The 22,679-nt window shown below is 72.0% G+C and carries 23 protein-coding genes; 16 read left to right on the forward strand and 7 right to left on the reverse strand.

Annotated elements, in window-relative coordinates:
- Window positions 1-20: 20 nt before the first annotated feature.
- From CLV63_RS30775 to CLV63_RS30795, 5 genes are all read left to right on the forward strand, one after another.
- On the forward strand, window positions 21-833 hold the full coding sequence (locus CLV63_RS30775; RefSeq protein WP_106586760.1) for a class E sortase: 813 nt from the start codon (window positions 21-23) through the stop codon (window positions 831-833).
- A 7-nt stretch (window positions 834-840) separates the two neighbouring features.
- A complete protein-coding gene (locus CLV63_RS30780; protein ID WP_106586761.1) occupies window positions 841-1,023 on the forward strand; it encodes a hypothetical protein in 183 nt (60 codons plus the stop codon).
- 114 nt (window positions 1,024-1,137) lie between these two features.
- Window positions 1,138-2,847, forward strand: a complete 1,710-nt coding sequence (locus CLV63_RS30785) for a DEAD/DEAH box helicase (protein WP_106586762.1) — start codon at window positions 1,138-1,140, stop codon at window positions 2,845-2,847.
- A gap of 122 nt (window positions 2,848-2,969) precedes the next feature.
- Window positions 2,970-3,947, forward strand: a complete 978-nt coding sequence (locus CLV63_RS30790) for a zinc metalloprotease (RefSeq protein ID WP_106586763.1) — start codon at window positions 2,970-2,972, stop codon at window positions 3,945-3,947.
- Between the two features lie 170 nt (window positions 3,948-4,117).
- On the forward strand, window positions 4,118-6,526 hold the full coding sequence (locus CLV63_RS30795; protein ID WP_106586764.1) for a serine/threonine protein kinase: 2,409 nt from the start codon (window positions 4,118-4,120) through the stop codon (window positions 6,524-6,526).
- A gap of 70 nt (window positions 6,527-6,596) precedes the next feature.
- On the opposite strand, the gene CLV63_RS30800 is transcribed toward CLV63_RS30795, so the two are convergent.
- Window positions 6,597-7,529 carry a DMT family transporter gene (locus tag CLV63_RS30800; RefSeq protein ID WP_106586765.1) on the reverse strand — a complete coding sequence of 311 codons (933 nt, stop codon included), beginning with the start codon at window positions 7,527-7,529 and terminating at the stop codon, window positions 6,597-6,599.
- Here CLV63_RS30800 and CLV63_RS30805 point away from each other — a divergent pair.
- Both CLV63_RS30805 and CLV63_RS30810 read left to right on the forward strand, forming a co-directional pair.
- On the forward strand, window positions 7,528-8,949 hold the full coding sequence (locus CLV63_RS30805; RefSeq protein ID WP_106586766.1) for an aminotransferase-like domain-containing protein: 1,422 nt from the start codon (window positions 7,528-7,530) through the stop codon (window positions 8,947-8,949). The genes CLV63_RS30800 and CLV63_RS30805 overlap by 2 nt on opposite strands.
- 10 nt (window positions 8,950-8,959) lie before the next feature.
- Entirely contained in the window at window positions 8,960-9,970 is a 1,011-nt protein-coding gene (locus CLV63_RS30810) for a tryptophan--tRNA ligase (RefSeq protein ID WP_106586767.1), read from the forward strand.
- Between the two features lie 182 nt (window positions 9,971-10,152).
- Here CLV63_RS30810 and CLV63_RS30815 read toward each other — a convergent pair whose 3' ends face one another.
- Both CLV63_RS30815 and CLV63_RS30820 read right to left on the reverse strand, forming a co-directional pair.
- Window positions 10,153-10,737 carry an isochorismatase family protein gene (locus CLV63_RS30815; RefSeq protein WP_106586768.1) on the reverse strand — a complete coding sequence of 195 codons (585 nt, stop codon included), beginning with the start codon at window positions 10,735-10,737 and terminating at the stop codon, window positions 10,153-10,155.
- 19 nt (window positions 10,738-10,756) lie between these two features.
- A complete protein-coding gene (locus tag CLV63_RS30820; protein WP_106586769.1) occupies window positions 10,757-12,073 on the reverse strand; it encodes a nicotinate phosphoribosyltransferase in 1,317 nt (438 codons plus the stop codon).
- A 172-nt stretch (window positions 12,074-12,245) separates the two neighbouring features.
- Between CLV63_RS30820 and clpS the strand changes: the two genes are divergently transcribed.
- Entirely contained in the window at window positions 12,246-12,533 is a 288-nt protein-coding gene (gene clpS, locus CLV63_RS30825) for an ATP-dependent Clp protease adapter ClpS (RefSeq protein ID WP_106586770.1), read from the forward strand.
- An 85-nt stretch (window positions 12,534-12,618) separates the two neighbouring features.
- On the forward strand, window positions 12,619-13,185 hold the full coding sequence (locus tag CLV63_RS30830; RefSeq protein ID WP_106586771.1) for a DUF2017 domain-containing protein: 567 nt from the start codon (window positions 12,619-12,621) through the stop codon (window positions 13,183-13,185).
- 75 nt (window positions 13,186-13,260) lie between these two features.
- Here the strand turns inward: CLV63_RS30830 and CLV63_RS30835 are convergent, their stop codons facing one another.
- Window positions 13,261-14,091, reverse strand: coding sequence for a lysozyme (locus CLV63_RS30835; protein WP_106586772.1), 831 nt, complete (start codon window positions 14,089-14,091; stop codon window positions 13,261-13,263).
- Between the two features lie 313 nt (window positions 14,092-14,404).
- Between CLV63_RS30835 and CLV63_RS30840 the strand changes: the two genes are divergently transcribed.
- The 5 genes from CLV63_RS30840 to CLV63_RS30860 all read left to right on the forward strand — a co-directional run bounded on the left by CLV63_RS30840 (window position 14,405) and on the right by CLV63_RS30860 (window position 17,991).
- Entirely contained in the window at window positions 14,405-14,809 is a 405-nt protein-coding gene (locus tag CLV63_RS30840; RefSeq protein ID WP_106586773.1) for a Mov34/MPN/PAD-1 family protein, read from the forward strand.
- Window positions 14,810-14,915: 106 nt separating this feature from the next.
- Window positions 14,916-15,194 (forward strand): MoaD/ThiS family protein, encoded by a 279-nt coding sequence (locus CLV63_RS30845; RefSeq protein WP_106586774.1) that lies wholly within the window; start codon window positions 14,916-14,918, stop codon window positions 15,192-15,194.
- Between the two features lie 2 nt (window positions 15,195-15,196).
- Window positions 15,197-16,144, forward strand: coding sequence for a PLP-dependent cysteine synthase family protein (locus tag CLV63_RS30850; RefSeq protein ID WP_106586775.1), 948 nt, complete (start codon window positions 15,197-15,199; stop codon window positions 16,142-16,144).
- A gap of 103 nt (window positions 16,145-16,247) precedes the next feature.
- The gene (locus CLV63_RS30855) at window positions 16,248-17,054 is read left to right on the forward strand and encodes a thioesterase family protein (protein ID WP_106586776.1); all 807 of its coding nucleotides are present in this window, start codon (window positions 16,248-16,250) and stop codon (window positions 17,052-17,054) included.
- 175 nt (window positions 17,055-17,229) lie between these two features.
- Window positions 17,230-17,991 (forward strand): MBL fold metallo-hydrolase, encoded by a 762-nt coding sequence (locus CLV63_RS30860; protein ID WP_106586777.1) that lies wholly within the window; start codon window positions 17,230-17,232, stop codon window positions 17,989-17,991.
- A gap of 37 nt (window positions 17,992-18,028) precedes the next feature.
- Here CLV63_RS30860 and CLV63_RS30865 read toward each other — a convergent pair whose 3' ends face one another.
- Both CLV63_RS30865 and CLV63_RS30870 read right to left on the reverse strand, forming a co-directional pair.
- The gene (locus CLV63_RS30865) at window positions 18,029-18,628 is read right to left on the reverse strand and encodes a hypothetical protein (RefSeq protein WP_106586778.1); all 600 of its coding nucleotides are present in this window, start codon (window positions 18,626-18,628) and stop codon (window positions 18,029-18,031) included.
- A 29-nt stretch (window positions 18,629-18,657) separates the two neighbouring features.
- Window positions 18,658-19,308, reverse strand: a complete 651-nt coding sequence (locus CLV63_RS30870; RefSeq protein ID WP_106586779.1) for a hypothetical protein — start codon at window positions 19,306-19,308, stop codon at window positions 18,658-18,660.
- A gap of 160 nt (window positions 19,309-19,468) precedes the next feature.
- Between CLV63_RS30870 and rph the strand changes: the two genes are divergently transcribed.
- Complete coding sequence (gene rph / locus CLV63_RS30875; RefSeq protein WP_106586780.1) at window positions 19,469-20,188, forward strand: ribonuclease PH; 720 nt, start codon at window positions 19,469-19,471, stop codon at window positions 20,186-20,188.
- Window positions 20,185-20,817: an RdgB/HAM1 family non-canonical purine NTP pyrophosphatase gene (rdgB, locus tag CLV63_RS30880; protein ID WP_106586781.1), complete on the forward strand. Its 633-nt coding sequence runs from the start codon at window positions 20,185-20,187 to the stop codon at window positions 20,815-20,817. Before rph ends, rdgB begins: the two co-directional genes overlap by 4 nt.
- 64 nt (window positions 20,818-20,881) lie before the next feature.
- Here the strand turns inward: rdgB and CLV63_RS30885 are convergent, their stop codons facing one another.
- The gene (locus tag CLV63_RS30885; protein WP_170134384.1) at window positions 20,882-22,135 is read right to left on the reverse strand and encodes an Nramp family divalent metal transporter; all 1,254 of its coding nucleotides are present in this window, start codon (window positions 22,133-22,135) and stop codon (window positions 20,882-20,884) included.
- Between the last annotated feature and the right edge of the window lie 544 nt (window positions 22,136-22,679).

Here is a 22,679-nt window from a genome sequence, read left to right on the forward strand (position 1 = left end):
CCGCGATACAGGTAGGTCACATGGTTTCCACGTCCGAGCGCCGTTCGCATCGCGGGGGCCGGCGGCGCGGCGGGCGCGCCCGGGGCGGGCGGCGCCGCGGCCCGTCGCGGCGCGCACCCACCACAGCGGGCGACGTGGTGCGCGGTGTCTTCCGCACCATCGGCGAGCTGATGTTCACCGCCGGCCTGGTCATGCTGCTGTTCGCCGCGTTCCAGGTCTACGGCAAGCAGTTCGAGACCGACAAGGAGCAGGACCAGCTCGCCAAGGGCCTGGAGAGCCAGTGGGAGAAGGGCCCCGACTCCAAGCCGCTGCCGGGGTCGGCGAACAGCCGCATGTACATCCCGAGCCTCGACCTCGACTGGGTCGTCGTGAACGGGGTGGAGCAGGAGGACATCAAGTACAGCCCCGGCCACTACCCCTACACCGCCGACGCCGGGCAGAAGGGCAACTACTCCGTGGCGGGGCACCGCACCCCCGGCATCTTCTGGGACCTCGACCGGTTGCGCGACGGAGACGACATCGTCCTCGAGGACGCCGAGAACTTCTACACCTACAAGGTGGTCGAGGACGAGGTCATCACGCCCGACCAGATGCGGGTGGTGGCCCCCGACCCGTTCGCCGACGGCGCCGACCCCTTCGACAAGGCGCAGCGCAAGACCGCCGACAAGGCGATGCTCACCCTCACCACCTGCCACCCCAAGTTGCAGAACGCGCACCGCTACATCGTGCACGCCGAACTCGCCGAGACCCGGTCCAAGGACAAGGGCATGCCCGACAACATCGCCGACATGGCGCCCGAGGAGGGCGCCATGGCCGAGAAGAAGGGGGAGTGAGGCGACCGTGTACGGCCTGATCTGGCGCATCCTGCCCGGCCCGTGGTTCGTGAAGTTGGTGTTGTTCCTCGCACTCGTCGCGGCGGCGGTCTGGGCGCTGTGGTTCGTCGTGTTCCCGTGGGCCGACCCGTACATGCCGTTCAACGACGGCGCCGTCGACACCGGGGGCGCCGGCGCCCCCGCCGACTGAGCGGGCGGCCCCGCCCGGCGGCGCGCCGCCGGGCGCCACGCCCCCCGGGCGCGCACGCCCGACGTCGGCACGGGCCGATACCCTCGTCCTCGTGAGAGCACAGGGACCCCGGGGATGACACTGCTGTACACCGAAACCGACGAACGCCTGCGCGGCCTGCGCACATGGCAGCGCGACGCCTACGAGGAGTACTTCCGGCGCGAACCGCGCGACTTCCTCGCAGTGGCCACACCGGGGGCGGGCAAGACCACCTTCGCGCTGACCCTCGCCGCCGCGCTGCTGGCCCGCCACACCATCCGCGCGGTCACCATCGTCTGCCCCACCGAGCACCTGAAGAAGCAGTGGGCCGACGCCGCAGCCCGGTTCGGCATCGCCATCAACCCCGAGTACAAGAACGGCGAGGGGGCGCTGGCCCAGCACTACGTCGGCGTCGCCGTCACCTACGCCCAGGTCGCGGCGCACCCCATGCTGCACCGCAACCGCACCGAGGCGCGCCGCACCCTGGTCATCTTCGACGAGGTGCACCACGCCGGCGACGCCCTGTCGTGGGGCGAGGCGGTGCGCGAGGCGTTCGACCCCGCCGCGCGGCGGCTCTCGCTCACGGGCACCCCGTTCCGGTCCGACGTCAACCCGATCCCGTTCGTCGACTACGTCCAGGACCACAACGGCGTGCGGCGGTGCTCCTGGGACTACAGCTACGGCTACGCCCCCGCGCTGGCCGACGGCGTGGTGCGGCCCGTCATCTTCATGGCCTACTCCGGCGAGATGCGCTGGCGCACCAAGGCGGGCGACGAACTCGCCGCCCGGCTCGGCGAACCCCTCACCCAGGACGCCCTCGCGCAGGCGTGGCGCGCCGCGCTCGACCCCAAGGGCGACTGGATCAAGAAGGTCCTCGCCGCGGCCGACCGCCGCCTCACCGAGGTCCGCAACACCACACCGGACGCCGGCGGCCTCGTCATCGCCAGCGACCACGAGAACGCCCGCGCCTACGCCCGCATCCTGCGGCAGATCACCGGCAAGGGCGCCACCGTCGTGCTGTCCGACGACCCCACGGCGTCCAAGAAGATCAAGCAGTTCACCGAGTCCGACGACCGCTGGATGGTCGCGGTGCGCATGGTCTCCGAGGGGGTCGACGTGCCGCGCCTGATGGTGGGCGTCTACGCCACCTCCACCAGCACCGCCCTGTTCTTCGCCCAGGCCGTCGGCCGCTTCGTGCGGGTGCGCCGCCGGGGCGAGTTCGCGTCGGTGTTCCTGCCGTCGGTGCCCACCCTGCTGGAGTACGCGGGGGAGATGGAGCGCGAGCGCGACCACGCGCTCGACCGCCCCCTCAAGGAGGGCGAGTTCCCCGAGGAGGACCTGCTCCAGGAGGCCCGCCGCAAGCGCGACACACCCGACGTCGGCGAGGTGCTGCCGTTCGAGACCATGGAGGCGTCGGCGGAGTTCGACCGCGCGCTCTACGACGGCGGCGAGTTCGGCGGCGGCAGCCCCGACTCCCCCGAGGAGGAGGACTTCCTCGGCCTGCCGGGGCTCCTCGAACCCGACCAGGTCGCGCACCTGCTGAGCAGGCGCAAGGCCGACCAGAAGGCGAACCAGCGCAAGGCGCCCGTCGAAGAGGGCCCTGCGGTCCACGAGCGGGTCGCCGAGCTCCGCAAGGAGCTGAACGGACTCGTCGGCGCGTGGCACCACCGCACCGGCCAGCCGCACGGCATGATCCACACCGAGCTGCGCCGCGCCTGCGGGGGGCCGCCCATCGCCCAGGCCAGCGAGGCGCAGATCCGCGACCGGATCCGGAAACTGCGGACCTGGGCCACCGGCGGCGCCTAGGCTCGGCGCCTGGGCCCGGCGCGCGGGCGCCGGGCCCCGTACGGCACCAAGTGGCAAAAACCTCGCAATGCGACCGAGTCGGAACGAGACCATGCGCAATCAACTCACTACAGTCCGTAGCTATGGTTAACCGTCTGCACACCCGCGTATCCCGCAATGTCGGAACGTGGTCGGGATTGGCGTTCGGCGCGGTCGCCCTGGCCGGCCTCGCCTCTGGGCTGGCGGCGCCGCCGGAGGCGGCCCCGGCGCGGCCCGCAGTCCACGCCGCACCGAACGAGTGCCCGCCCACTGATGGCGGCACTGCCAGCGGCGCCCGGCTCGGCACGCCGGGCGTCCACGATCCCAGCACCATCACCCCGGAGGAGGCGGCGGAGCTCGACCGGATGCTCGACGCCGCCACCGTCACCCAGAGCGCGCCCGACGCGCGGAACCCGCAGACGGTCCCGGTGGTCATGCACGTCATCTCGGCGAAGGACGGCACGGGAAAGATCAGCGACGCCGTGGTCAAACGCCAGATCGACGTCATGAACAAGGGGTTCAGCGGCGGCTACAAGGGCGTCGACACCGGGTTCCGGTTCACGCTGAAGGACGTCACCCACTCGGTCGACGACACCTGGTTCCGCGACTTCTCCGGCAACGAGGACGCCGCGAAGCGGGAGCTGCGCAAGGGCGGCGCGGAGACCCTCAACCTGTACAGCACCGACATGGGGCAGGGGATCCTGGGCCGGTCGACCTTCCCGCAGGACTACAAGGACGCGCCCGAGACCGACGGCGTCGTCATCGACTACCGCTCGGTCCCCGGCGGCGGCCGGGCAAAGTTCGACCTGGGGTTCACCGCGGTGCACGAGACCGGGCACTGGCTCGGCCTCTTCCACACGTTCCAGAACGGCTGCGCGAGCCCCGGCGACTACGTCGACGACACCCCGGCCGAGCGGGAGCAGGCCGCCGGGTGCCCCGAAGGCCGCGACACCTGCCCGGACGACCCCGGCGCCGACCCCGTGCACAACTTCATGAACTACAGCGACGACAAGTGCCTGAACCAGTTCACCGCCGGTCAGGCCGAGCGCATGGGCCGCACCTGGTCGGCCTTCCGCGGCTGAGCACCGCGGTGCGGGGGCCCGGGCCCCCGCACCGCGGCGGACGGCCTGATACGGCCACGATCCGGTATTGAACCGTCCCCGCGCGGCTGGGATAGTGCAGTCGTCCAGGACCGAGTCCCCATAAGAGGCCGTGCGGGCCCGCCGTGCGGGCCCCGAATACGGAATGCGCGATGCCCCCGAACGCGGACACCCCTCCCGGCTCCGAGCCGCCCCTCCCGGTCGGGTTCGCCCCCCTCGCCCCCGACGACCCGCGGACCATCGGCCCCTTCGCCGTGGTGGGGCGCATCGGCGCCGGCGGGATGGGCATCGTCTACGGCGCGCTCGACGGCGCGGGGACCCACATCGCCGTCAAGGTCATCCACCCCCGCTACGCGGGCGACCCCGACTTCCGCGCCCGGTTCGCCCACGAGGCGGACCTGCTGCGCAGGGTCGACGCCGAGTGCGCGCCCGCATTCCTCGGCGCCGACCCCGAGGCGGCCCTGCCGTGGCTGGCCACCGAGTTCGTCCCCGGGCGCACCCTCAAGGAGCACGTCGCCGAGTTCGGCCCCCTGGACGGGCCGGAGCTGCTGTCGTTCGCCGCCGGTACGGCCGAGGCGCTGGCGGCGATCCACGCGGCCGGTGTGCTGCACCGCGACATCAAGCCGGGCAACGTCATCCTGTCCCCGACGGGACCCCGCGTCCTGGACTTCGGGATCGCCCGGCTCGACGGCGACACCGCCGACGAGGCCGGTGTGTACGGCACCCCCGGCTGGCTGGCGCCCGAACGGCTCGACGGGCGGCCCGCGACCGACCGCACCGACGTGTTCGCGTGGGGCGGACTCGTCGTCCACGCGGCGACGGGGCGGGGCCCCTTCGGCGCCGGGACAGGACGGGAACTGCTCGAACGCACGCGGACCGGGCAGCCGGAGTTCGACGCCGCACCGGCCGAGCTGCACCCCCTCCTCGCCCGCGCCCTCGACCGCGACCCCGTGCAGCGGCCCGGCGCCGCCGAGGCGTTCGGCACCGTCCTCGACCTCGCGGCCGGCGCCGCCGGTCCGGCCGCCGACCCCCGCGAGCGGCTCCGGTCGCTGCTCGCCCAGGCGTGGCGCGGCTTCGAGGCCGCGGGGCGCGGCGCGGGGCCGTGGATCGCGGCAGGGTCGGTCGCCGTGCTGTCGGCGTCCTCCGTTGGTGCTGCGGCAGGAGCCGGTGCGGTCGGCGCGGCGGCGGGCGGGGGCGCGGGCACCGCGGCCGGTGCGGGCACCATCGCCGGCATGAGCAAGGCGACCGCGCTGATCCTCGCGGGCGCCACCGCCACGACGGTCGTCACCGGCGGCTGGGTCGGCGGCCGCATGGCGGCCGGGCAGCCCGTCCTGCCGTTCACCGAGCAGGCGGCGAGCGAGGACGCGCCCCCGCGCGACGGGAAGAAGGTCGAGTTCCGCGGGATGAGCATCTGGATCCCCGAGAGCTGGACCGCGAAGACCATCAACGACGACTTCGTCAACTTCAGCGAGAACGACCACGCCGGCTACGGGCCGCAGGACTGGGTGCTGCTCTACCCGGGTGGCCAGCCGGAATGCGCGGACGTCGACTGGGAGTGGACGGTCAACGCCCCGCCGTGCCGGCACGTCAAGCTCATGGGGAACATCGGAATCGAGAACGGGGGTCCCGGATTCGGGCCCATCACCGACGATCCCGAGCAGGCGCTGTTCAACCCGTCCACGAACCCCATGCCCTGCCCCGATGCCGAGGACAGCTACCGGCGCGAGGGCGAGTGGTACGCGACCAACCAGGTGAAGGACTCCGGGTCCGCCCCGGTCGGCGACCGCAAGGCGCTGCACCGCGTCGCGCCCTCACTGTGCGTCGACCCCGAGGAGACCGCGCCGTCCGACGGCGGGCTGGTGACCCGGTTCTTCGACCAGGAGAGCTGGCTCATGGCGGACGCCGGCATCCTCGTCGTCGACGACTACGGCATCGACGGCCTCGCCGGAATCCTCGCCGACGCCGAATGGGGCAAGACCATGGAGCTGAAGTCGGAGCAGGTGCGCTTCCGCAACCTCACCTTCCAGGTGCCCGCCGAGTGGCGGCCCCGGCGCGACGAGCGGACCTACGAGCCGCTGGGCGGGGGGCAGCCCACCACAGAGGACCTGCTGATCCTCGGCACCGACCCCGACGCCGACTGCGCGGAGCCGGCCGAGGGGCGGCTGCACTACAACTGCCCGCACGTGAAGGTGATGGCCGCCGGCGGCATCTCCACCGGCTACGCGCAGTCCCCACTGGACGAGACCAAACCGTTCCACCCCGCCACCCAGCCCTACACCTGCGACCCCGCCCTCGACACCAGGGCGGAGCCCGCGCCGGGGTCGTCCCCCGAGGAGCCGATGACGGCCGATCTCGGCGACATCGGCAGCCGCCGCGCGTTCTACCGCGTGTTCGACGCCTCCTGCCACGATGGCCCCGACGACGAGGTCAACACCGAGGGCCCGCCCCGCTACTACGAGCAGCGGTACTGGCTGCTGCCAGAGTCGGAGATCCTCATCGTCGACGAGTACCGCACCGAGGGCCTCGCCGACATCCTCGCCAAGGCCGAGGTGGACGAGTAGCGGTGCCCGCGCCACCGCCGGGCGCCCCGCCGAACGGCTCCGGGCCCCGCCGCGCCGCGGGCACCGCGGGTCAGCCCCCGCTCCCGCGGTTCCTGGCCCGGACGGCGAGGAGGGCGCAGGCGATGACCGCGACGCCGCCGAGGACCGTGGGCCAGGTGACCCGTTCGCCCAGGAGCAGCGCGGCCCAGCAGATGGTCATGACCGGTTGGGCGAGTTGCACCTGGCTGACCTGCGCCATCGGACCGATCGCCAGGCCGCGGTACCACGCGAAGAAGCCGAGGAACATGCTCACCGCCGCGAGATAGGCGAAGGCGCCCCACTCCACCGCGGTGCCGGTCGGCGGCTGCTGCGCGACCGCGACGCCGGTGAGCACGGCCATGAGCGGCGCGGCCAGTACGAGCGCCCAGGAGATGGTCTGCCACGAGCCCAGCTCCCGGGAGAGGAGGCCGCCCTCGGCATAGCCGATCGCGCACGCCGCGACCGCGGCGAACAGCAGCAGGTCCGACCAGTGCAGCCCGGCGAGGCCGCCGCCGTGCAGCGCGGCGAACACGACCGCCGCGGCGGCGCCGGTCGCGGCCGCGGCCCAGAAGGAGGCCCGGGGCCGCTCGCGCGCCCGGACGACCGCCATCGCGGCGGTCGCCGCGGGCAGCAGGGCGATGACGACGGCCCCGTGGCTGGCGGGCGCGGTGGTCAGCGCGTACGAGGTCAGCAGTGGGAACCCGACGACCGCGCCGCCCGCCACGATCCCCACCCGGATCCACTGGGCGCCGCGCGGTGCCCGCTGCCGGGTCAGCCGCAGCGCGACCGCAGCGAGCAGCGCCGCGATGACGGCGCGGCCGGAACCGACGAACAGCGGCGACATGGCGCCGCCCTCGACCGCGAGGCGGGTGAACGGCACCGTGAAGGAGAACGCGGCCACCCCGAGCAGGCCCCACCCGAGACCGGCGTGCGCCTTCGATAGCGGTGGCGCCGAAACGACAGTAGCGCTACTATCTCTATTCATGTCCGATGGTAGCAGTGGGCGAATCGCCGAGGAGCTCCGCGCCTGGGTGGCCGCAGCCCCCGCGGGGGCCCGGCTACCATCGACCCGGGCCCTCGTCGCGCAGTACGAGGCGAGCCCGGTGACCGTGCAGAAGGCGCTGCGGGCGCTGGCGGCGCAGGGTCTCGTCGAGGCCAGGCCGGGCGCGGGCACCTTCGTCCGCGCGGTCCGCACGGCCCGGCCGAACGACTACGGGTGGCAGACCGCCGCGCTCGGTTCGCGGCCGCACCGGATGCCGGGGCCGTCCGCCGCGCTGCGCACGACGCCGAACGACGTGATCGCCCTCCACGCGGGATACCCCGACCGGGAACTCCTCCCCGAACGGCTCGTGCGGGCCGCGTTCGCCCGCGCGGCCCGCGGCGACGCCGCCGTCGGGCGCCCGCCTGAGGCGGGGCTGCCCGAACTCCAGGCGTGGTTCGCCGCGGAGTTGGGTGCGGCGGTTCCGACCGGCCTCGCACCCCCGACAGCGGGCGATGTGGTGGTCCTGCCCGGCAGCCAGAGCGGGCTGAGCACGCTGTTCCACGCCCTGGTGGGCGCCGACCGGCCCGTCCTCGTCGAATCGCCCACGTACTGGGGCGCGATCCTCGCCGCGGAGCAGGCCGGGGTGCGGCTGGTGCCCGTCCCCAGCGGAATCCGCGGGCCGGACCCCGACGAACTCGACCGCGCGTTCGCGCTGACCGGAGCCCGCGCGTTCTACGCCCAACCGAACTTCGCCAATCCCACCGGCGCCCAGTGGCCCCCCGACGTCGCCGACCGGGTACTGGCACTCGTGCGCGCGCACGGGGCCTTCCTGATCGAGGACGACTGGGCGCACGACTTCGGGATCACCGCCGAACCCGCGGCGCTGGCCGCGCACGACGACAGCGGCCACGTGGTCTACCTGCGCTCACTGACCAAGAGCGTGTCGCCCGCCGTCAGGGTCGCGGGGCTCGTCGCGCGCGGGCCGGCCCGCGACCGCATCCTCGCCGAGGTGCGGGCCCAGTCCATGTACGTCAGCGGCGTATTGCAAGCCGCAGCGCTCGACGTCGTGTCGCAGCCCGCCTGGCGCACCCATCTCCGCGGGCTCCGGCACCAGCTCGCCGCGCGCCGCGACCTCCTCGTCGGCGCGCTCCGGGAGCACGCCCCCGACACGCATCTGGCGGCCGTGCCGCGCGGCGGCCTGAACCTCTGGCTCCGGCTGCCGGACGACACCGACCCGGCACGCGTGGCCCGCGACTGCGAGAGCCGGGGCGTCCTCGTCGCGGCGGGCGACGAGTGGTTCCCCGCCGAACCGGCCGGCCGGTACCTCCGGCTGAACTACTCCGGCCCCAATCCCGGTGCCCTCCCCGATGGCGCACGGGTGATCGGACGCGCGGTCGCGGCCGACCGGCGCGGGGCCCGATAGGCTTGCGGCCATGGCAGCGACCAAGACCTATCTGACGGGGATCCAGACCTCGGGGCAGCCCCATCTCGGCAACTACATCGGCGCGATCAACCCGGCCCTGGCCGCCGCGCAGTCCGCCGATTCGCTCTACTTCCTCGCCGATTACCACTCGCTCAACTCGGTGAAGGACCCCGCGGTCCTCCGCGAGAACGTCCGCTCGGTCGCCGCCACCTGGCTCGCCTGCGGGCTCGACCCCGAGCGCACCTGCCTCTACCGGCAGTCGAGCATCCCCGAGGTCTTCGAGCTGACCCTCATCCTGGCGTCGGTCACGTCGAAGGGTCTGATGAACCGGGCGCACGCCTACAAGGCCGCGCGCGACCGCAACACCGCGGCGGGGGTCGCCGACCTCGACTCCGGGGTCAACATGGGGCTGTTCAACTACCCCATCCTCATGGCGGCCGACATCCTCGTCATGGAGACCGACCTCGTCCCGGTGGGGCGCGACCAGGCGCAGCACATCGAGTACGCCGCCGACATCGCGGGCGCGTTCAACCACCTCTACGGCGGCTCCTACGCGTTCCCGATCCCCAAGGGCGTCTACCCCGAGGGCGAGGGGAGCATCCTGCCGGGCATCGACGGCCGCAAGATGAGCAAGTCCTACGACAACCACATCCCGCTGTTCGTGCCGGAGAAGCAGCTGCGCAAGCTCGTGCGCCGCATCACCACCGACAGCACGCCGGTCGAGGCGCCCAAGGACCCCGACACCTCGGTGCCCTTCCAGCTCCTCGCCCAGTTCGCCGACGCCGAGCGCACCGCCGACGTCCGCAAGCGGCTCGAAGCCGGCGGCATGGGCTGGGGCACGCTGAAGGACGAGCTGTTCGACGTCCTCACCACGCTCATCGCGCCGATGCGCGACCGCTACGACGCCCTCATGGCGCCCGGCAGCGAACTCGACGCCATCCTCGACTCCGGCGCCGAGCGCGCCCGCGAGCGGAGCCGGGCGACCCTCGCCAAGGTGCGGGCCGCCATCGGCATCGACTAGGTCGTGTTTAAAAAGTCATTTCGGGCTCGCGGCCGTCCAGACACCGCCTCGCGGCACCGATGTCACTCGAACAGCCAACCAGGCTGAACTTCGTGAATCGGCTTGCGACGCGGCGCCTGGACGGCCGCTCGCTGACCCGAAAGCACTTTCTAAACACTCCCTAGACCCGCCGGGGCGGCCGCTCAGGCCGCCAGCGGTTCGCCGTCGAGTTCGACCCCCGCCGCGGCGAGCTGCTCGCGGGCCGCGGCGACGCTCGCCGCCGCCACACCCGCGGTGTGGCCGAGCAGGATCCTGGTCCGCAGACCCTCCCTGCGCGCGTCGAGCGCCGTGGCGCGCACGCAGTGGTCGGTGGCGATGCCCACGATGTCGACCGCCTCGACCCCGCGGTCGCGCAGCCACCCCGCCAGGTCGGCGCCGTCGGACCCCTCGCCCTCGAACCCGCTGTAGGCGGCGGTGTAGGCGCCCTTGGAGAACACCTCTTCGACGGCGTCGGTATCGAAGGAGGGGTGGAACTCGGCGCCCGGGGTGCCCTTGACGCAGTGCGGCGGCCAGGAGTCGGTGAAGTCCGGTTCGGTGGAGAAGTGCGCGCCCGGGTCGATGTGCAGGTCGCGTGTTGCCACGATGTGCGCGTAGTCGCCGGAGTGCGCGGCGATGAACGCGGTGACCGAGGACGCGACCGCCGCCCCTCCGGCGACACCGAGGCTGCCGCCCTCGCAGAAGTCGTTCTGCACGTCGACCACGATCAGCGCGGTCCGCTGGGTGTGCATCGTCGGATCCCTTCCCGCGTCAGACGCTGACGCGCTGCTCGAAACGTGTGGGCAGGGCGGGTTCGCCCCGCGACATCTGCTGGGCGGTCACCGGCAGCTCGCTCATGGCGCGCTCGTGGCGGTCGCGCGCCGCCGACAGCGGCTCGGCGCCGACGATCTCGCCGCGGGACACCAGCTTGCGCAGCAGCGGCCGGTCGAGCGGCCCGGGCTCGGGCTCGTGGTCGTAGACCAGTTCGGCGGTCGCGGTGCCGTCGCCGTCGAGGCGGCGCATCGGCCATTTGCGGCCGCCCTTGCTGGGCTTGCCCACGGAGCGCTTGGCGACCGGGCTCAGCGGGGACCCGGGTTCGCCGCTCTGGGACCGCGCCACGAGCTTGTACACGAGGGACGCGGTGGGCGAGCCGGAACCGGTGACGAGCGAGGTGCCCACCCCGTAGCCGTCGACCGGGGCGATGGCCAGCGCCTGGATGGAGTGCTCGTCGAGGTCGCCGGTGACGACGATGCGGGTGTCGGTCGCGCCGTAGCCGTCGAGGAGCGCGCGGACCCGGGAGGCGAGCACGCCGAGGTCGCCGGAGTCGATGCGCACGGCGCCGAGTTCGCCCCCGGCGAGGTCGATCCCGGTCTTGACGGCGCGCATCACGTCGTAGGTGTCGACCAGCAGGGTGGTGCCGTTGCCGAGCGCTTCGAGCTGGGCGGCGAACGCGCTGCGCTCGTTGTCGTGCAGCAGGGTGAAGGAGTGCGCGCTGGTCCCGGCTGTCGGCACGCCGTAGCGGCGCCCGGCCTCCAGGTTGGAGCTGGTGGCGAAGCCGCAGATGTAGGCGGCGCGCGCGGCGGCGACCGCCGCCATCTCGTGGGTGCGCCGCGACCCCATCTCGATGAGGGGGCGGCCGCCCGCGGCGCGGACCATGCGCGACGCCGCCGAGGCGATGGCGGAGTCGTGGTTGTAGATCGACAGCGCCACCGTCTCCAGCACGACGGCCTCGGCGAAGCCGCCCTCGACCACCAGGATGGGGGAGCCGGCGAAGTAGCTCTCGCCCTCGCCGTAGCCCCAGATGTCGCCGGTGAACCGGTAGTCCGCCAGCCACTCGACGGTGCGGTCGTCGACGACCGCGGCGTCGGAGAGGTAGTCCAGGACAGCGGTGTCGAAGCGGAAATCGGCGAGCGCTTCGAGGAACCGCCCGGTGCCGGCCACCACCCCGTAGCGCCGCGACTCCGGGAGCCGGCGGGCGAACATCTCGAACACCGTGCGGCGCTGTGCGGCGCCGCTGTGCAGCGCGCCCTCCAGCATCGTGAGTTCGTAGCGGTCGGTGAGCAGCGCACTGCTCGACTGGTCGGTCATGGAACGCAAGCCTAGTTTGTGTCTCGCAGGAATAAAATCCCGGCCCGGTCTTGGCGCGGCCGCCCGGCCGCGCGGCGCGGGGCCCCCGCCCGGATGGAACAATGTCCAACGGGCACAGCGACGGGGGTGCCCCTCGGGGGAGAAGCAGGGGATCGAAGAGGGTGATCGAGCCATGACGACCGCACCGGTCGAGCTGGAGCGGCCGGAGACCGACCAGGACCCGCGGCCCGACCTGCCCTGGGTGACGATCGTGTGGAACGACCCGGTCAACCTGATGAGCTACGTCACCTACGTGTTCCAGACGGTCTTCGGCTACTCCAAGGCCAAGGCGAACAAGCTGATGCTCGACGTGCACCACAAGGGGCGGGCGGTGGTGTCCAGCGGCTCGCGCGAGGAGATGGAGCGCGACGTGTCGATCCTGCACGAGTACGGCCTCTGGGCGACCCTCCAGCAGGACTAGCCCCGCTGGCCGCCGCGCGCCCGACGGCACGGGCGGCGACCCACCGACGCAAGCGAACCTCCACAACGGGCTGGACTCTCTCACCATGACCAACGGATTCCGCCGCGGCGCCAAGGGCGCCGTCCTCATCGACCTCACCGCCGACGAGGCGGCCGTCCTGCGGTCCATGGCCGCGCTGGTGCTGGAACTGGTCGAGGAACCCGAGGAGCAGGACGAGTTCGCCACGATGGTCGGCATCGGCACCAGCAGCGAGCCGCACGAGGACCCCGTGCTCGCCCGGCTGTTCCCCGACGCGTACGGCGACGACGCCAAGGCCGCGTCGGACTTCCGCCGCTACACCGAGGACGAACTGCGCCGCCACAAGCGCGAGAACGCGCAGACCATGCTGGAGTCGATCCCCGCCGAGGTGCCCCGTACCGGGTGCCGGGTCGAGCTCGACCTCGCCGACGCGCACGCGTGGCTGAAGGGCCTCAACGACGTGCGGCTCGCGCTGGGCACCCGCCTCGGAGTCTCCGAGGAGACCGACCAGGACGTCGACGCGCTGCTCTCGGGCGCGCGCGGGGTCGACCACCCCGACGCGGCGGCGCTGCACATATTCGGCTGGCTCGGCGGGGTGCAGGAGTCGCTGGTGCTCGCGATCCAGGGGGAGTGACCCCGCACGTGTGACGCCGGCCGCTCCCCAGGGGACGGGGAGCAGCCGGCGCCGGCTCGGAGCGGGCGAGCCGGATCAGGTGTTGTTCGCCAGCGCGAGGAGCCGCTCCTCGCTGCCGTTGAACACGTTGAGATCGGTGTTGCCACCGATCCCCGGGACCGAGCCGCTGTCGGTGTACTGCCAGAAGGTGTAGGTCGGGAAGCCGCCCGGCATGGTCGGCTTGTCGCCGTTGTTCCAGCTCGCCGCCCACAGCGGGTTGGTCTTGGCGAAGGCGCCGCTGCCGCCCGCGCAGTCGTTCCACCAGCCCGCGCTGGTGTAGATGACGGCGTCGCGGCCGGTGCGCTTGCGGTAGGTGTCGCTGAAGTCCTTGATCCAGGAGACGATCTGGCTCGGGCTCTTGCCGTAGCAGTGGGGCGCCGCCGAGGTGTCCTCGATGTCGAGGACGCCGGGCAGGGTCTGGTCGTCGGCCGACCACGCGCCGCCGTTGTCGGCGAAGTAGTTCGCCTGGGCCGCGCCGCCGGAGGTGTCGGGTCGGGCGAAGTGGTAGGCGCCGCGGATGAGCCCCGCCTTGTGGGAGCCGGTGTAGTGGGAGTTGAACGCGGGCGACTTGTAGCCGGTGCCTTCGGTGGCCTTGATGTAGCTGAACTTGACGCCGGACTTGGCCACGGCGCCCCAGTCGACGCTGCCGTTGTGGTGGGAGACGTCGATGCCCGGCACGCCGGCGGGGGCGGCGCTGATCTGGGAGCGGTCGGGGGAGTCGGGCGCTTCGCGTGCGTGGAGCGCCATTGCGGGGGTGTCGGTGGGGGCGGGGGCTGCGGCGGCCGCGGGGGCGAGCAGGGCCGAGGAGAGCGCGAAAGCGGCGCCGAGGCCGAGCCCCGCCGTCGCCAACCGGGAGGTGTGTCCCATCGTCGGTGCATCCTTCCTGACGGGCCCGGGCCGGCGGGTACTCGTGGTGAGCCGGCCCCGGCCTTGTGCGGGGGGAAGTCGAGGGGGAACGCGCTGTGTGACGGTTCCCTCTCGTGCGGTGTCCGCAATGGCATTGGACCCAAGGTGCGCACCGGGCGGCAATGAGTTCCCCGCCTCAATTTGCCGCCGCGACGTGGGGCCATGGGCCCAGGACTAGGCGTTGACCTGCATGGACACGACCCATCCTGTGGCAGGTTCCGATTAGCCATACCTAGTCGGTGGGTAGGAATCCGGTGTCGGCTACGCTGAGTCCATGCTCAGGATCGACCGCGCGATCTACGACCGGATCGTCGCCCACGCCCGCCGCGATCACCCCGACGAAGCGTGCGGCGTGGTCGCCGGCCCCGCCGGGTCCGACCGCCCCGAGCGCTTCATCGCCATGGCCAACGCCGAGCGCTCACCGACCTTCTACCGGTTCGACTCCCTCGAACAGCTCAAGGTGTGGCGGGAGATGGACGACCGCGACGAAGAGCCGGTGGTCGTCTACCACTCGCACACCGCGACCGAGGCGTACCCGTCGCGCACCGACGTGTCCTACGCGGCGGAGCCCAACGCCCACTACGTCCTCGTGTCCACCCGCGACCCCGAGACCGCGGAGTTCCGGTCGTACCGCATCCTCGACGGCGAGATCACCGAGGAAAAGGTCGAGATCCAGTAGCGAGGGGCGGGCCGCCGGAATCAGCGCGCCCCCGCCTTTGTTGCACCCAGCCAGTAGCAGCGACGCCTGCCGACATCCGCACCCTGATCTGCACGGAGTGACCCACATGGCCATCGAGGTCCGCATCCCGACCATCCTGCGCAACCTCACCGACGGCGCCAAGGCCGTCGAGGCGGACGGCAGCACCCTCGGCGAACTCATCACCGGCCTCGACACGAACCACCCCGGCATCGCCGAGCGGGTCGTCGAGAACGGCAAGCTGCGCCGGTTCATCAACGTCTACCTCAACGACGAGGACGTCCGCTTCCTGGGCGGGATCGACACCCCGGTCGCCGACGGCGACAGCGTCACCATCCTCCCGGCCGTCGCCGGCGGCATGCGCTGACCATGCGCTTCGACTCCCTTCTCGCCTCGGTCGGCCACACGCCGCTCGTCGGGCTGCCGAACCTGTCGCCCGGCCCCGACGTCCGGCTGTGGGCCAAGCTGGAGGACCGAAACCCCACCGGCTCCGTCAAGGACCGCGCCGCCATCTTCATGATCGAGCAGGCCGAGAAGGACGGCCTGCTCACACCGGGCTGCACCATCCTCGAACCCACATCGGGCAACACCGGGATCGCGTTGGCGATGGTCGCCCGGCTCCGCGGGTACCGCATGGTGTGCGTGATGCCCGAGAACACCTCGGCCGAACGCACCCAGCTCCTCACCATGTGGGGCGCCGAGATCCACTACTCGCCGGCCGAGGGCGGCTCCAACGAGGCCGTCCGGGTCGCCAAGCGCATGGCGGGCGAGCACCCCGACTGGGTGATGCTCTACCAGTACGGCAACCCCGCCAACGCGCTGGCGCACTACGCGACCACTGGCCCCGAACTGCTCGCCGACCTGCCCGGCATCACGCACTTCGTCGCCGGGCTCGGCACCACCGGCACGCTCATGGGTGTCGGACGCTACCTGCGCGAGCAGCGCCCCGGCGTCCAGATCGTCGCGGCGGAGCCCCGCTACGGCGAACTGGTCTACGGGCTGCGCAACATCGACGAAGGGTTCATCCCCGAGCTCTACGACGAGGACGTGCTCACCACCCGGTTCTCGGTCCCTGCCGACTCCGCCCTGCGCCGCACCCGCGAACTCCTCGACCACGAGGGCATCTTCGCCGGGATCTCCACGGGCGGAGCGCTGCACGCCGCCCTCGGCGTCGCCGCCCGGGCGGTCAAGGCGGGCGAGCGCGCCGACATCGCGTTCGTCATCGCCGACGCCGGGTGGAAGTACCTGTCCACCGGCGCCTACGAAGGCACCGTCGCCGAGGCCGAAGAACGCCTCGACGGCCAGCTCTGGGCCTGACCGCCGCGCCCCGCGTCCCCGCGACCGGCCGCGGGGCGCGGGTTCCGGACCCATCGGGCGGGGCGGCGCGCCCTTACCGAAACCCGTTCGGTTCAATGGCTGCATGACGCGATTCGACAACGCGACCACGGTCACCCCCGTCGGCGACGGGCACTACACTGCCGAACTCGACGCCGGCTACCTCATCGGCGCCGCCGTCAACGGCGGCTACCTGATGGCCGTCATGCAGCGGGCGGTCCTCGCTGCGGTCGAGCACCCGCACGCGGTGTCGAGCTCGTTCAACTTCCTGCGCCCCTGCACAGCCGGCCCGGTCGAGGTCGACGTCGAGCCGCTCAAGGCCGGGCGCACCGTGACCACCGCCCGCGTCACCCTCCGCTCCGGCGGGCTCCCCGCCGTCGCCGGCACCATCGTCGCCGGCCGGCTCGAACCCGGCGCCGTACCCGCCTACGCCGCGGAGCCCCCCGACATCCCCGCCCTGGACGACTGCCGCGGCTTCGACCCGCGCGCCGGCAAGGACGCCGGCATGGCGTTCGCCGACCGCGTCGACCTGCTCTTCGGCCCCCGCTCCTACCGGATGCTCGCCGGAACCGACGAGGACCCCGTCCCCGAACTCCTCGGCCACGTCGCCGCCTCGGCCGCTGACGGCGGACCCGTCGCCGACCTCCCGGCGTTCCTGCCGCTGGCGGTCGACGCGCTGCCGCCCGTCGTGAGCACCCTCGACGCCTGGAGCTGGGCGCCCACCGTCGAACTCACCTGGCACCTGCGCGCGCTGCCCGAACCCGGCCCGCTGGGCTTCCACGCCCGCGCCGACCTGGTCGGCGACGGCTGGTTCGACGAGACCGTCGACCTCTACGACACCAAGGGCCGCCTGGTCGCCCAGAGCCGCCAACTGGCACGGGTCGGACGCTGACACCGCCACCGCCCGCGCACCGCCGTGTGATGGACGCCGCGTGAGACGCGGGCCACATTAGGTACCGTCCGTGCGGTGATTGGGGTACACCCGTAACACGGGGAAAACGGGGGCCCCGCCCCGCGAGCAGTACCGGGCCTCCGCGTATCCGACCTCACCGCAAAGGCAGTGCGACGTGCGACTCACCATCATCGGCCCCTCGGGCAGCTTCCCGGGGCCCGCCGGACCCGCGTCCTGTTACCTTGTCGAGGCCGACGGCTTCCGCCTGCTGCTCGACCTCGGCAACGGAGCGCTGGGCGCGCTCCAGCACCACGCCGACATCTACGGCATCGACGCCGTCTACCTCAGCCACCTGCACGCCGACCACTGCTTCGACCTGTGCTCGTACTGGGTGGCGCGCACCTTCCCCGAAGGCGGGCCGAAACCGCGCATACCGGTGTACGGCCCGCCCGGGGTCGGCGACCGCATGGCGTCCGTCTACGGCCTCGAACCCGACCCCGGCATGCGCGAGACGTTCGACTTCGTCGACCTCGCCCCCGGCGAGCTGCGCATCGGCCCGTTCACCGCCCGATTCGCCCACGTCAACCACCCCGTCGAGGCGTTCGGCATCCGCCTGGAGCACGACGGGGCGACCCTGGCCTACTCCGGCGACTCCGGCGCGTGCAACGAACTCGTCGAGATCGCCCGCGGCGCCGACCTGTTCCTGTGCGAGGCGTCGTTCCACGACCACCGCGAACACCCCAAGGACATGCACCTCACCGGCAGCGAGGCGGGCGAGCACGCCGCGATGGCCGGCGTGGACCGCCTGGTGCTGACCCACCTGGTGCCCTGGAACGACGACGAGTGCACCCTCGCCGAGGCCCGCCGCACCTTCAGCGGCACCATCGACCTCGCCGAACAGGGCAGGGTCTACGAGATCGCCGCCGCCGGGCGCTGACCCCGCCGCGGCATCCGAGCGGCGGCGCCGCCCACCGCTACGGCAGGTCGCCGGCCGCGGCGAGGACGATCGCCTCCAGTTCGGACTGCCCCAGATCGCTGCCCACCGCGTTGGCGGTGACGCTCACCCCGGGCAGGTACAGCACCGCGCTGCGGCCCACCGAACCCAGGTCGGTGTACTGCAACTTCCCGCCCAGTTCACTGCTCTGCGGGGTGGTCCGCACCCCCATGCCCTGCTCGGCGTCGGGGTCGGCGCCGTCCGGGTCGGCGAAGGTCTCCCCGGCCTGGAACTGGACGAACAGGTGCTCGCGTTCGCCCTCCTCACCCCAATTGCAGGTCAGCAGCCCGTCCTTGGCGGACTCCGTGAAGGGCATGCCGCGCGTGTGCTCGGCGGCGGCCTTCTCCGCGGCGCCGCCGGTGCAGGTGGCCGGCACCGTGTCCGCGGCCCCGCCGTCCCCCGCCTCGTCGGGCGCCGACGGGGAGGGGGACGTGGACGCCGACGGGGAGCCCGACTCCGCGGGCGCCCCGCTGGAAGGCGGGGCGCCGCCGCCGCACGCGGCGCACAGCACCGCCAGCAGGAGCGCCCCGGCGGCCGGTGCGGCGCGCCATGGCGCGCGGGCGCGCGGAGTCGAAGGCATGGGTGTCCTCTCAGGGCAGCGGTCGGAGACTACTCCCCGGCGAGGTTCTCCGCCGCGGTCAGCACGATCTTCTCCATGTCGCCCTTGTCGATCGGCTCGGGCACCGTCTGGACGTCGATGTAGAAGTCGCCGGGCAGGTGCGCCACCACACCGCCGCCCTGCCGGCCCATGTCGAGGTGCTGGAGTTCGGCGTCGGCCTTCTCCGACTCCGCGGTGGAGTACGGCTCGCCGAGGGTGACCTCCGAGGGGCCCTGGAACTCCTCTTCGGCGTTCTCCAGCGGGTTCACGCCCTCGACGTAGGTGAGGGAGAGGATGAGGAGGTCGTCGCTCTCGGCGCCGCCCATGCCCCACACGCACGTGATGCCCTGGCCGTCGGGGACGCCCGTGATGCCGGACGTCTCCTCTTCCAGCTCCGCGGATTCGCCCACCTGGTCGGCGACCGCCTCGGCCGCCTTCGCCTCCTCGCAGGAGGCCGGCAGGGCGTACTCGCCGTCGGCCGCGGGCTCGCTCGCCGAAGGGCTCGGCTCGGGCGACGCCGTGGGCGACGACTCCTCGTCGGGGGTCGCTTCGGTGTCCGGATCCGGACCGCCGGAGCAGCCCGCGAGCAGTACGCCCGCTGCGATGGCGGATCCCACGGCGAGGGGACCGCGGCGGAACTGGGGCAGAATGTCGAGCCTCACGTGCGCACCTTCGTGTCGGGGGTCTTCCAGTGACGCGGGCCGGACGGCGGAGCGTCGCGCCGTCCAGGCGCTCCTCGTACGGTAGCCGGATCCGGGGACCCCGTGCGGCCCAGGGGTCACCGACCGCGACCGGGTCGGCCGCAGCGATAGGCTCACCACCATGGCTCGACCTGACGGACGTACTCCGAAACAACTCCGCCCCGTGACCATTTCCCGCAACTGGCTGCGGCACGCGGAGGGATCCGCGCTCATCGAGTTCGGCGACACCCGCGTCCTGTGCGCCGCGAGCGTCGAGGACGGCGTGCCCCGCTGGCGGCGCGGCACCGGTGAAGGCTGGGTCACGGCCGAGTACGCGATGCTGCCCCGCTCCACCGACACCCGCGGCGCGCGCGAGTCCGTCAAGGGCAAGATCGGCGGCCGCACCCATGAGATCTCCCGGCTCGTCGGACGCTCGCTGCGCGCCGTCATCGACTTCAAGGCCATGGGCGAGCACACCATCACCCTCGACTGCGACGTCCTGCAAGCCGACGGCGGCACGCGCACCGCCGCCATCACAGGCGCCTACGTCGCCCTCGCCGACGCGATGAAGCACCTGCGCAAGAAGCGCAACCTCAAGCGCAACCCGCTCACCGGTTCGGTCGCGGCCGTCAGCGTCGGCATCATCCAGGGCCAGCCCCGCCTCGACCTCAACTACCTGGAGGACTCCGTCGCCCAGACCGACATGAACGTCGTCGTCACCGGCGAGGGCGAGTTCATCGAGGTTCAGGGCACCGCCGAAGGCGCACCCTTCGACCGCGCGGGCCTCGACCAGCTGCTCGACCTCGCGGTCGGCGGCTGCGCGGAGCTCACCGAGATCCAGAAGAAGGCGCTGGCCGGATGACCGCGGCCGGCGCGTGGACCAGCGTCGTGCTCGCGACGCACAACGCCAAGAAGGTCCCCGAGGTGCGCGGCATCCTCGCCGGAGCGGGGCTCGACGTCGACCTCATCGGGCTCGACGGCTACCCCGGCGCGCCCGACGTCGCCGAGACCGAGACGACGTTCGCGGGCAACGCGCTGCTGAAGGCGCGCGCCATCGCCGAGCACACCGGGCTGCCGGCCATCGCCGACGACTCCGGGCTGCGCGTCGACGAGCTCAAGGGGATGCCGGGCGTGCTGTCGGCCCGCTGGTCGGGCCGGTTCGGCACGCGCAGCGGCGACAAGGACGCCGCGAACCTGGAACTCGTCCTCGACCAGCTCGCCGACACCCCGGAGGAGCGCCGCGGCGCCGAGTTCGTCTGCGCGGCTGCGGTCGCCCTGCCGTCCGGCGACGAAGGGGTGCTCGAAGGCGTGCTGCGCGGGCGGCTGATCACCGAGCCGCGGGGCACCAACGGCTTCGGCTACGACCCGGTGTTCGTGCCCGAAGGCGAGACCCGCACCGCGGCGGAGCTCGACCCTGCGGAGAAGAACGCCATCAGCCATCGGGGGATCGCGTTCCGTCTGCTGGCGGCGAAACTGCGCGAACTCCTCTGACACCGGGCAGCACAAGGGGCCGCCGTCCAGTGGACGGCGGCCCCTGCCATGGGGCGGTGCGGGGTCACCCCCCGGAGCCGGTGACCCGGGTGTAGATGTCGTTCGCGCACAGCACGAGGAACAGCGCACCGGCGATCGTCAGACCGACGTTGCTCACGATGCCGTTGCGCCACTGCTGCGGGGTCCGCTTGGAGTTCAGCAGCCACATGAGGGTGAACGCGAGGAACGGCATGAACGCGGAGCCGAGGACGCCGTAGACGATGATCAGCGTGACGGGCTGCCCGAGGAGCAGCAGGAGCATCGGGGGGAACGTCAGCCAGAGCAGGTAGGCGCGGAACTCCCAGCTCGTCTCGCGCTCCTCGACCGGGCGGTTCGCCTTGCCGCGGATGTTGCCGACGAAGTCGGCGAACATCAGGCTGACCCCGTGCCAGACCCCGAGAACCGACGTGTAGGCGGCGGCCGCGAAGCCGACCAGGAACATGGTCGCGACGAACCCGCCGAACCTCTCGCGCAGGACGTCGGAGAGGTTCACCAGCGCCTGGTCGCCCTCACCGAGTTCGGTCTGCGTGGCGGACAGCAGTTCGGCGCCGACGATGAGCATCGCGACGACGAACACGCCTGTGGTGATGTAGGCGATTCGGTTGTCGAACCGCATCATCCGCATCCAGGTCGAGTTCTTCCACCCCTTGGCGTTCACCCAGAACCCGTAGGCCGCCATGGTGATGGTCCCGCCGACACCGCCGATGAGGCCGAGCGTGTTGAAGAGGGAGTCCTGCGGGATCGTCGGGACCAAACCGAGCACGGCGTCGCCGATGTTCGGGCCGACGTAGACGGCGAGGCCCACCACCGTCACGAACATGACACCGACCAGGACGGTGATGACCTTCTCGAAGACCGCGTACTGGTTGAACCAGACGAAGACCAGCCCGCTGACCCCGGCCAGGACCGCCCACGCCAGGAAGGGGACCTGCGGGAACATCGCGTGCATGGGGAGCGCGGTGGCGGACATCGCCGTCGCGCCGTACACGAACCCCCAGAGGACGATGTACGGGGCGAAGAAGACGAAGGTCCAGATGCCGAGGCTGCGCCACCCGTCGAAGATGGTGCGCTCGGTGGCGAGGTGCCAGCGGCCCGTGGCCTCCGCGAGGGAGATCTTGACGATGCAGCCGATGATGGTGGCCCACAGCAGGGCGTAGCCGAACTTCTCACCGGCGACCAGCGTCGCGACCATGTCGCCGGCCCCGACACCCGTGGCGGCGACCACGATGCCGGGGCCGATGAGCTTCCAGCTCGTTTTGTGCTGTTCGGTCTGTACCACGTACGCCCCAGATGACTCGTTGATTGGTACGAAAAGCGTAATTTGGCGGCGACTGGAGCCACCAGGGGTGCGGCTGATCGTGTCGCCATCGATACGACCTGCGGAAGTACGGCGCACGCGGCGCGTATGCCGGACTTGCGCCAGAAGCGCCGCAGTACAAGGGGTCGCGGCGTTCGGTTTGCACTCCCCGCATCATCGGGTAATGTTTCCCGAGTCGCCACGACCCGCGCCGTAGAGGCAGCGGTCCGGCGACACACTCATCCCGGTTCCACCGTCCCGAGCATCGTCTGCGGGTGGGTAGGATCGGGTGCGGAGCAGGGAGTTCCGAGAAGCTCCGGCAGAAACCGGCCGGAAGATATCGGAAGTCTCGAATTCCCACGGAATTCTGTGAGTTTCCTGAGAATCGCGGTTGTTCGCGGTGGTCGGGGAGCCTGATAAAGTGGGACCACAACGAAACGCAACACCGTCCCGACAGAAGAAGCCTCCGGGTTTTGTATGCGGGTGTGCGGGTTGTTTCTTGAGAACTCAACAGCGCGTGTTCGAT

It is taken from the genome of Murinocardiopsis flavida, assembly GCF_003014485.1.
Taxonomy (GTDB): domain Bacteria; phylum Actinomycetota; class Actinomycetes; order Streptosporangiales; family Streptosporangiaceae; genus Murinocardiopsis; species Murinocardiopsis flavida.

Bases quoted from the DNA above. Each gene is read 5' to 3' on its own strand.
- CLV63_RS30775 (WP_106586760.1), top strand. From the start codon at position 21: ATGGTTTCCACGTCCGAGCGCCGTTCGCATCGCGGGGGCCGGCGGCGC.
- CLV63_RS30785 (WP_106586762.1), top strand. From the start codon at position 1,138: ATGACACTGCTGTACACCGAAACCGACGAACGCCTGCGCGGCCTGCGC.
- CLV63_RS30790 (WP_106586763.1), top strand. From the start codon at position 2,970: ATGGTTAACCGTCTGCACACCCGCGTATCCCGCAATGTCGGAACGTGG.
- CLV63_RS30795 (WP_106586764.1), top strand. From the start codon at position 4,118: ATGCCCCCGAACGCGGACACCCCTCCCGGCTCCGAGCCGCCCCTCCCG.
- CLV63_RS30805 (WP_106586766.1), top strand. From the start codon at position 7,528: ATGTCCGATGGTAGCAGTGGGCGAATCGCCGAGGAGCTCCGCGCCTGG.
- CLV63_RS30800 (WP_106586765.1), bottom strand. From the start codon at position 7,529: ATGAATAGAGATAGTAGCGCTACTGTCGTTTCGGCGCCACCGCTATCG.
- CLV63_RS30810 (WP_106586767.1), top strand. From the start codon at position 8,960: ATGGCAGCGACCAAGACCTATCTGACGGGGATCCAGACCTCGGGGCAG.
- CLV63_RS30815 (WP_106586768.1), bottom strand. From the start codon at position 10,737: ATGCACACCCAGCGGACCGCGCTGATCGTGGTCGACGTGCAGAACGAC.
- CLV63_RS30820 (WP_106586769.1), bottom strand. From the start codon at position 12,073: ATGACCGACCAGTCGAGCAGTGCGCTGCTCACCGACCGCTACGAACTC.
- clpS (WP_106586770.1), top strand. From the start codon at position 12,246: ATGACGACCGCACCGGTCGAGCTGGAGCGGCCGGAGACCGACCAGGAC.
- CLV63_RS30830 (WP_106586771.1), top strand. From the start codon at position 12,619: ATGACCAACGGATTCCGCCGCGGCGCCAAGGGCGCCGTCCTCATCGAC.
- CLV63_RS30835 (WP_106586772.1), bottom strand. From the start codon at position 14,091: ATGGGACACACCTCCCGGTTGGCGACGGCGGGGCTCGGCCTCGGCGCC.
- CLV63_RS30840 (WP_106586773.1), top strand. From the start codon at position 14,405: ATGCTCAGGATCGACCGCGCGATCTACGACCGGATCGTCGCCCACGCC.
- CLV63_RS30845 (WP_106586774.1), top strand. From the start codon at position 14,916: ATGGCCATCGAGGTCCGCATCCCGACCATCCTGCGCAACCTCACCGAC.
- CLV63_RS30850 (WP_106586775.1), top strand. From the start codon at position 15,197: ATGCGCTTCGACTCCCTTCTCGCCTCGGTCGGCCACACGCCGCTCGTC.
- CLV63_RS30855 (WP_106586776.1), top strand. From the start codon at position 16,248: ATGACGCGATTCGACAACGCGACCACGGTCACCCCCGTCGGCGACGGG.
- CLV63_RS30865 (WP_106586778.1), bottom strand. From the start codon at position 18,628: ATGCCTTCGACTCCGCGCGCCCGCGCGCCATGGCGCGCCGCACCGGCC.
- rph (WP_106586780.1), top strand. From the start codon at position 19,469: ATGGCTCGACCTGACGGACGTACTCCGAAACAACTCCGCCCCGTGACC.
- rdgB (WP_106586781.1), top strand. From the start codon at position 20,185: ATGACCGCGGCCGGCGCGTGGACCAGCGTCGTGCTCGCGACGCACAAC.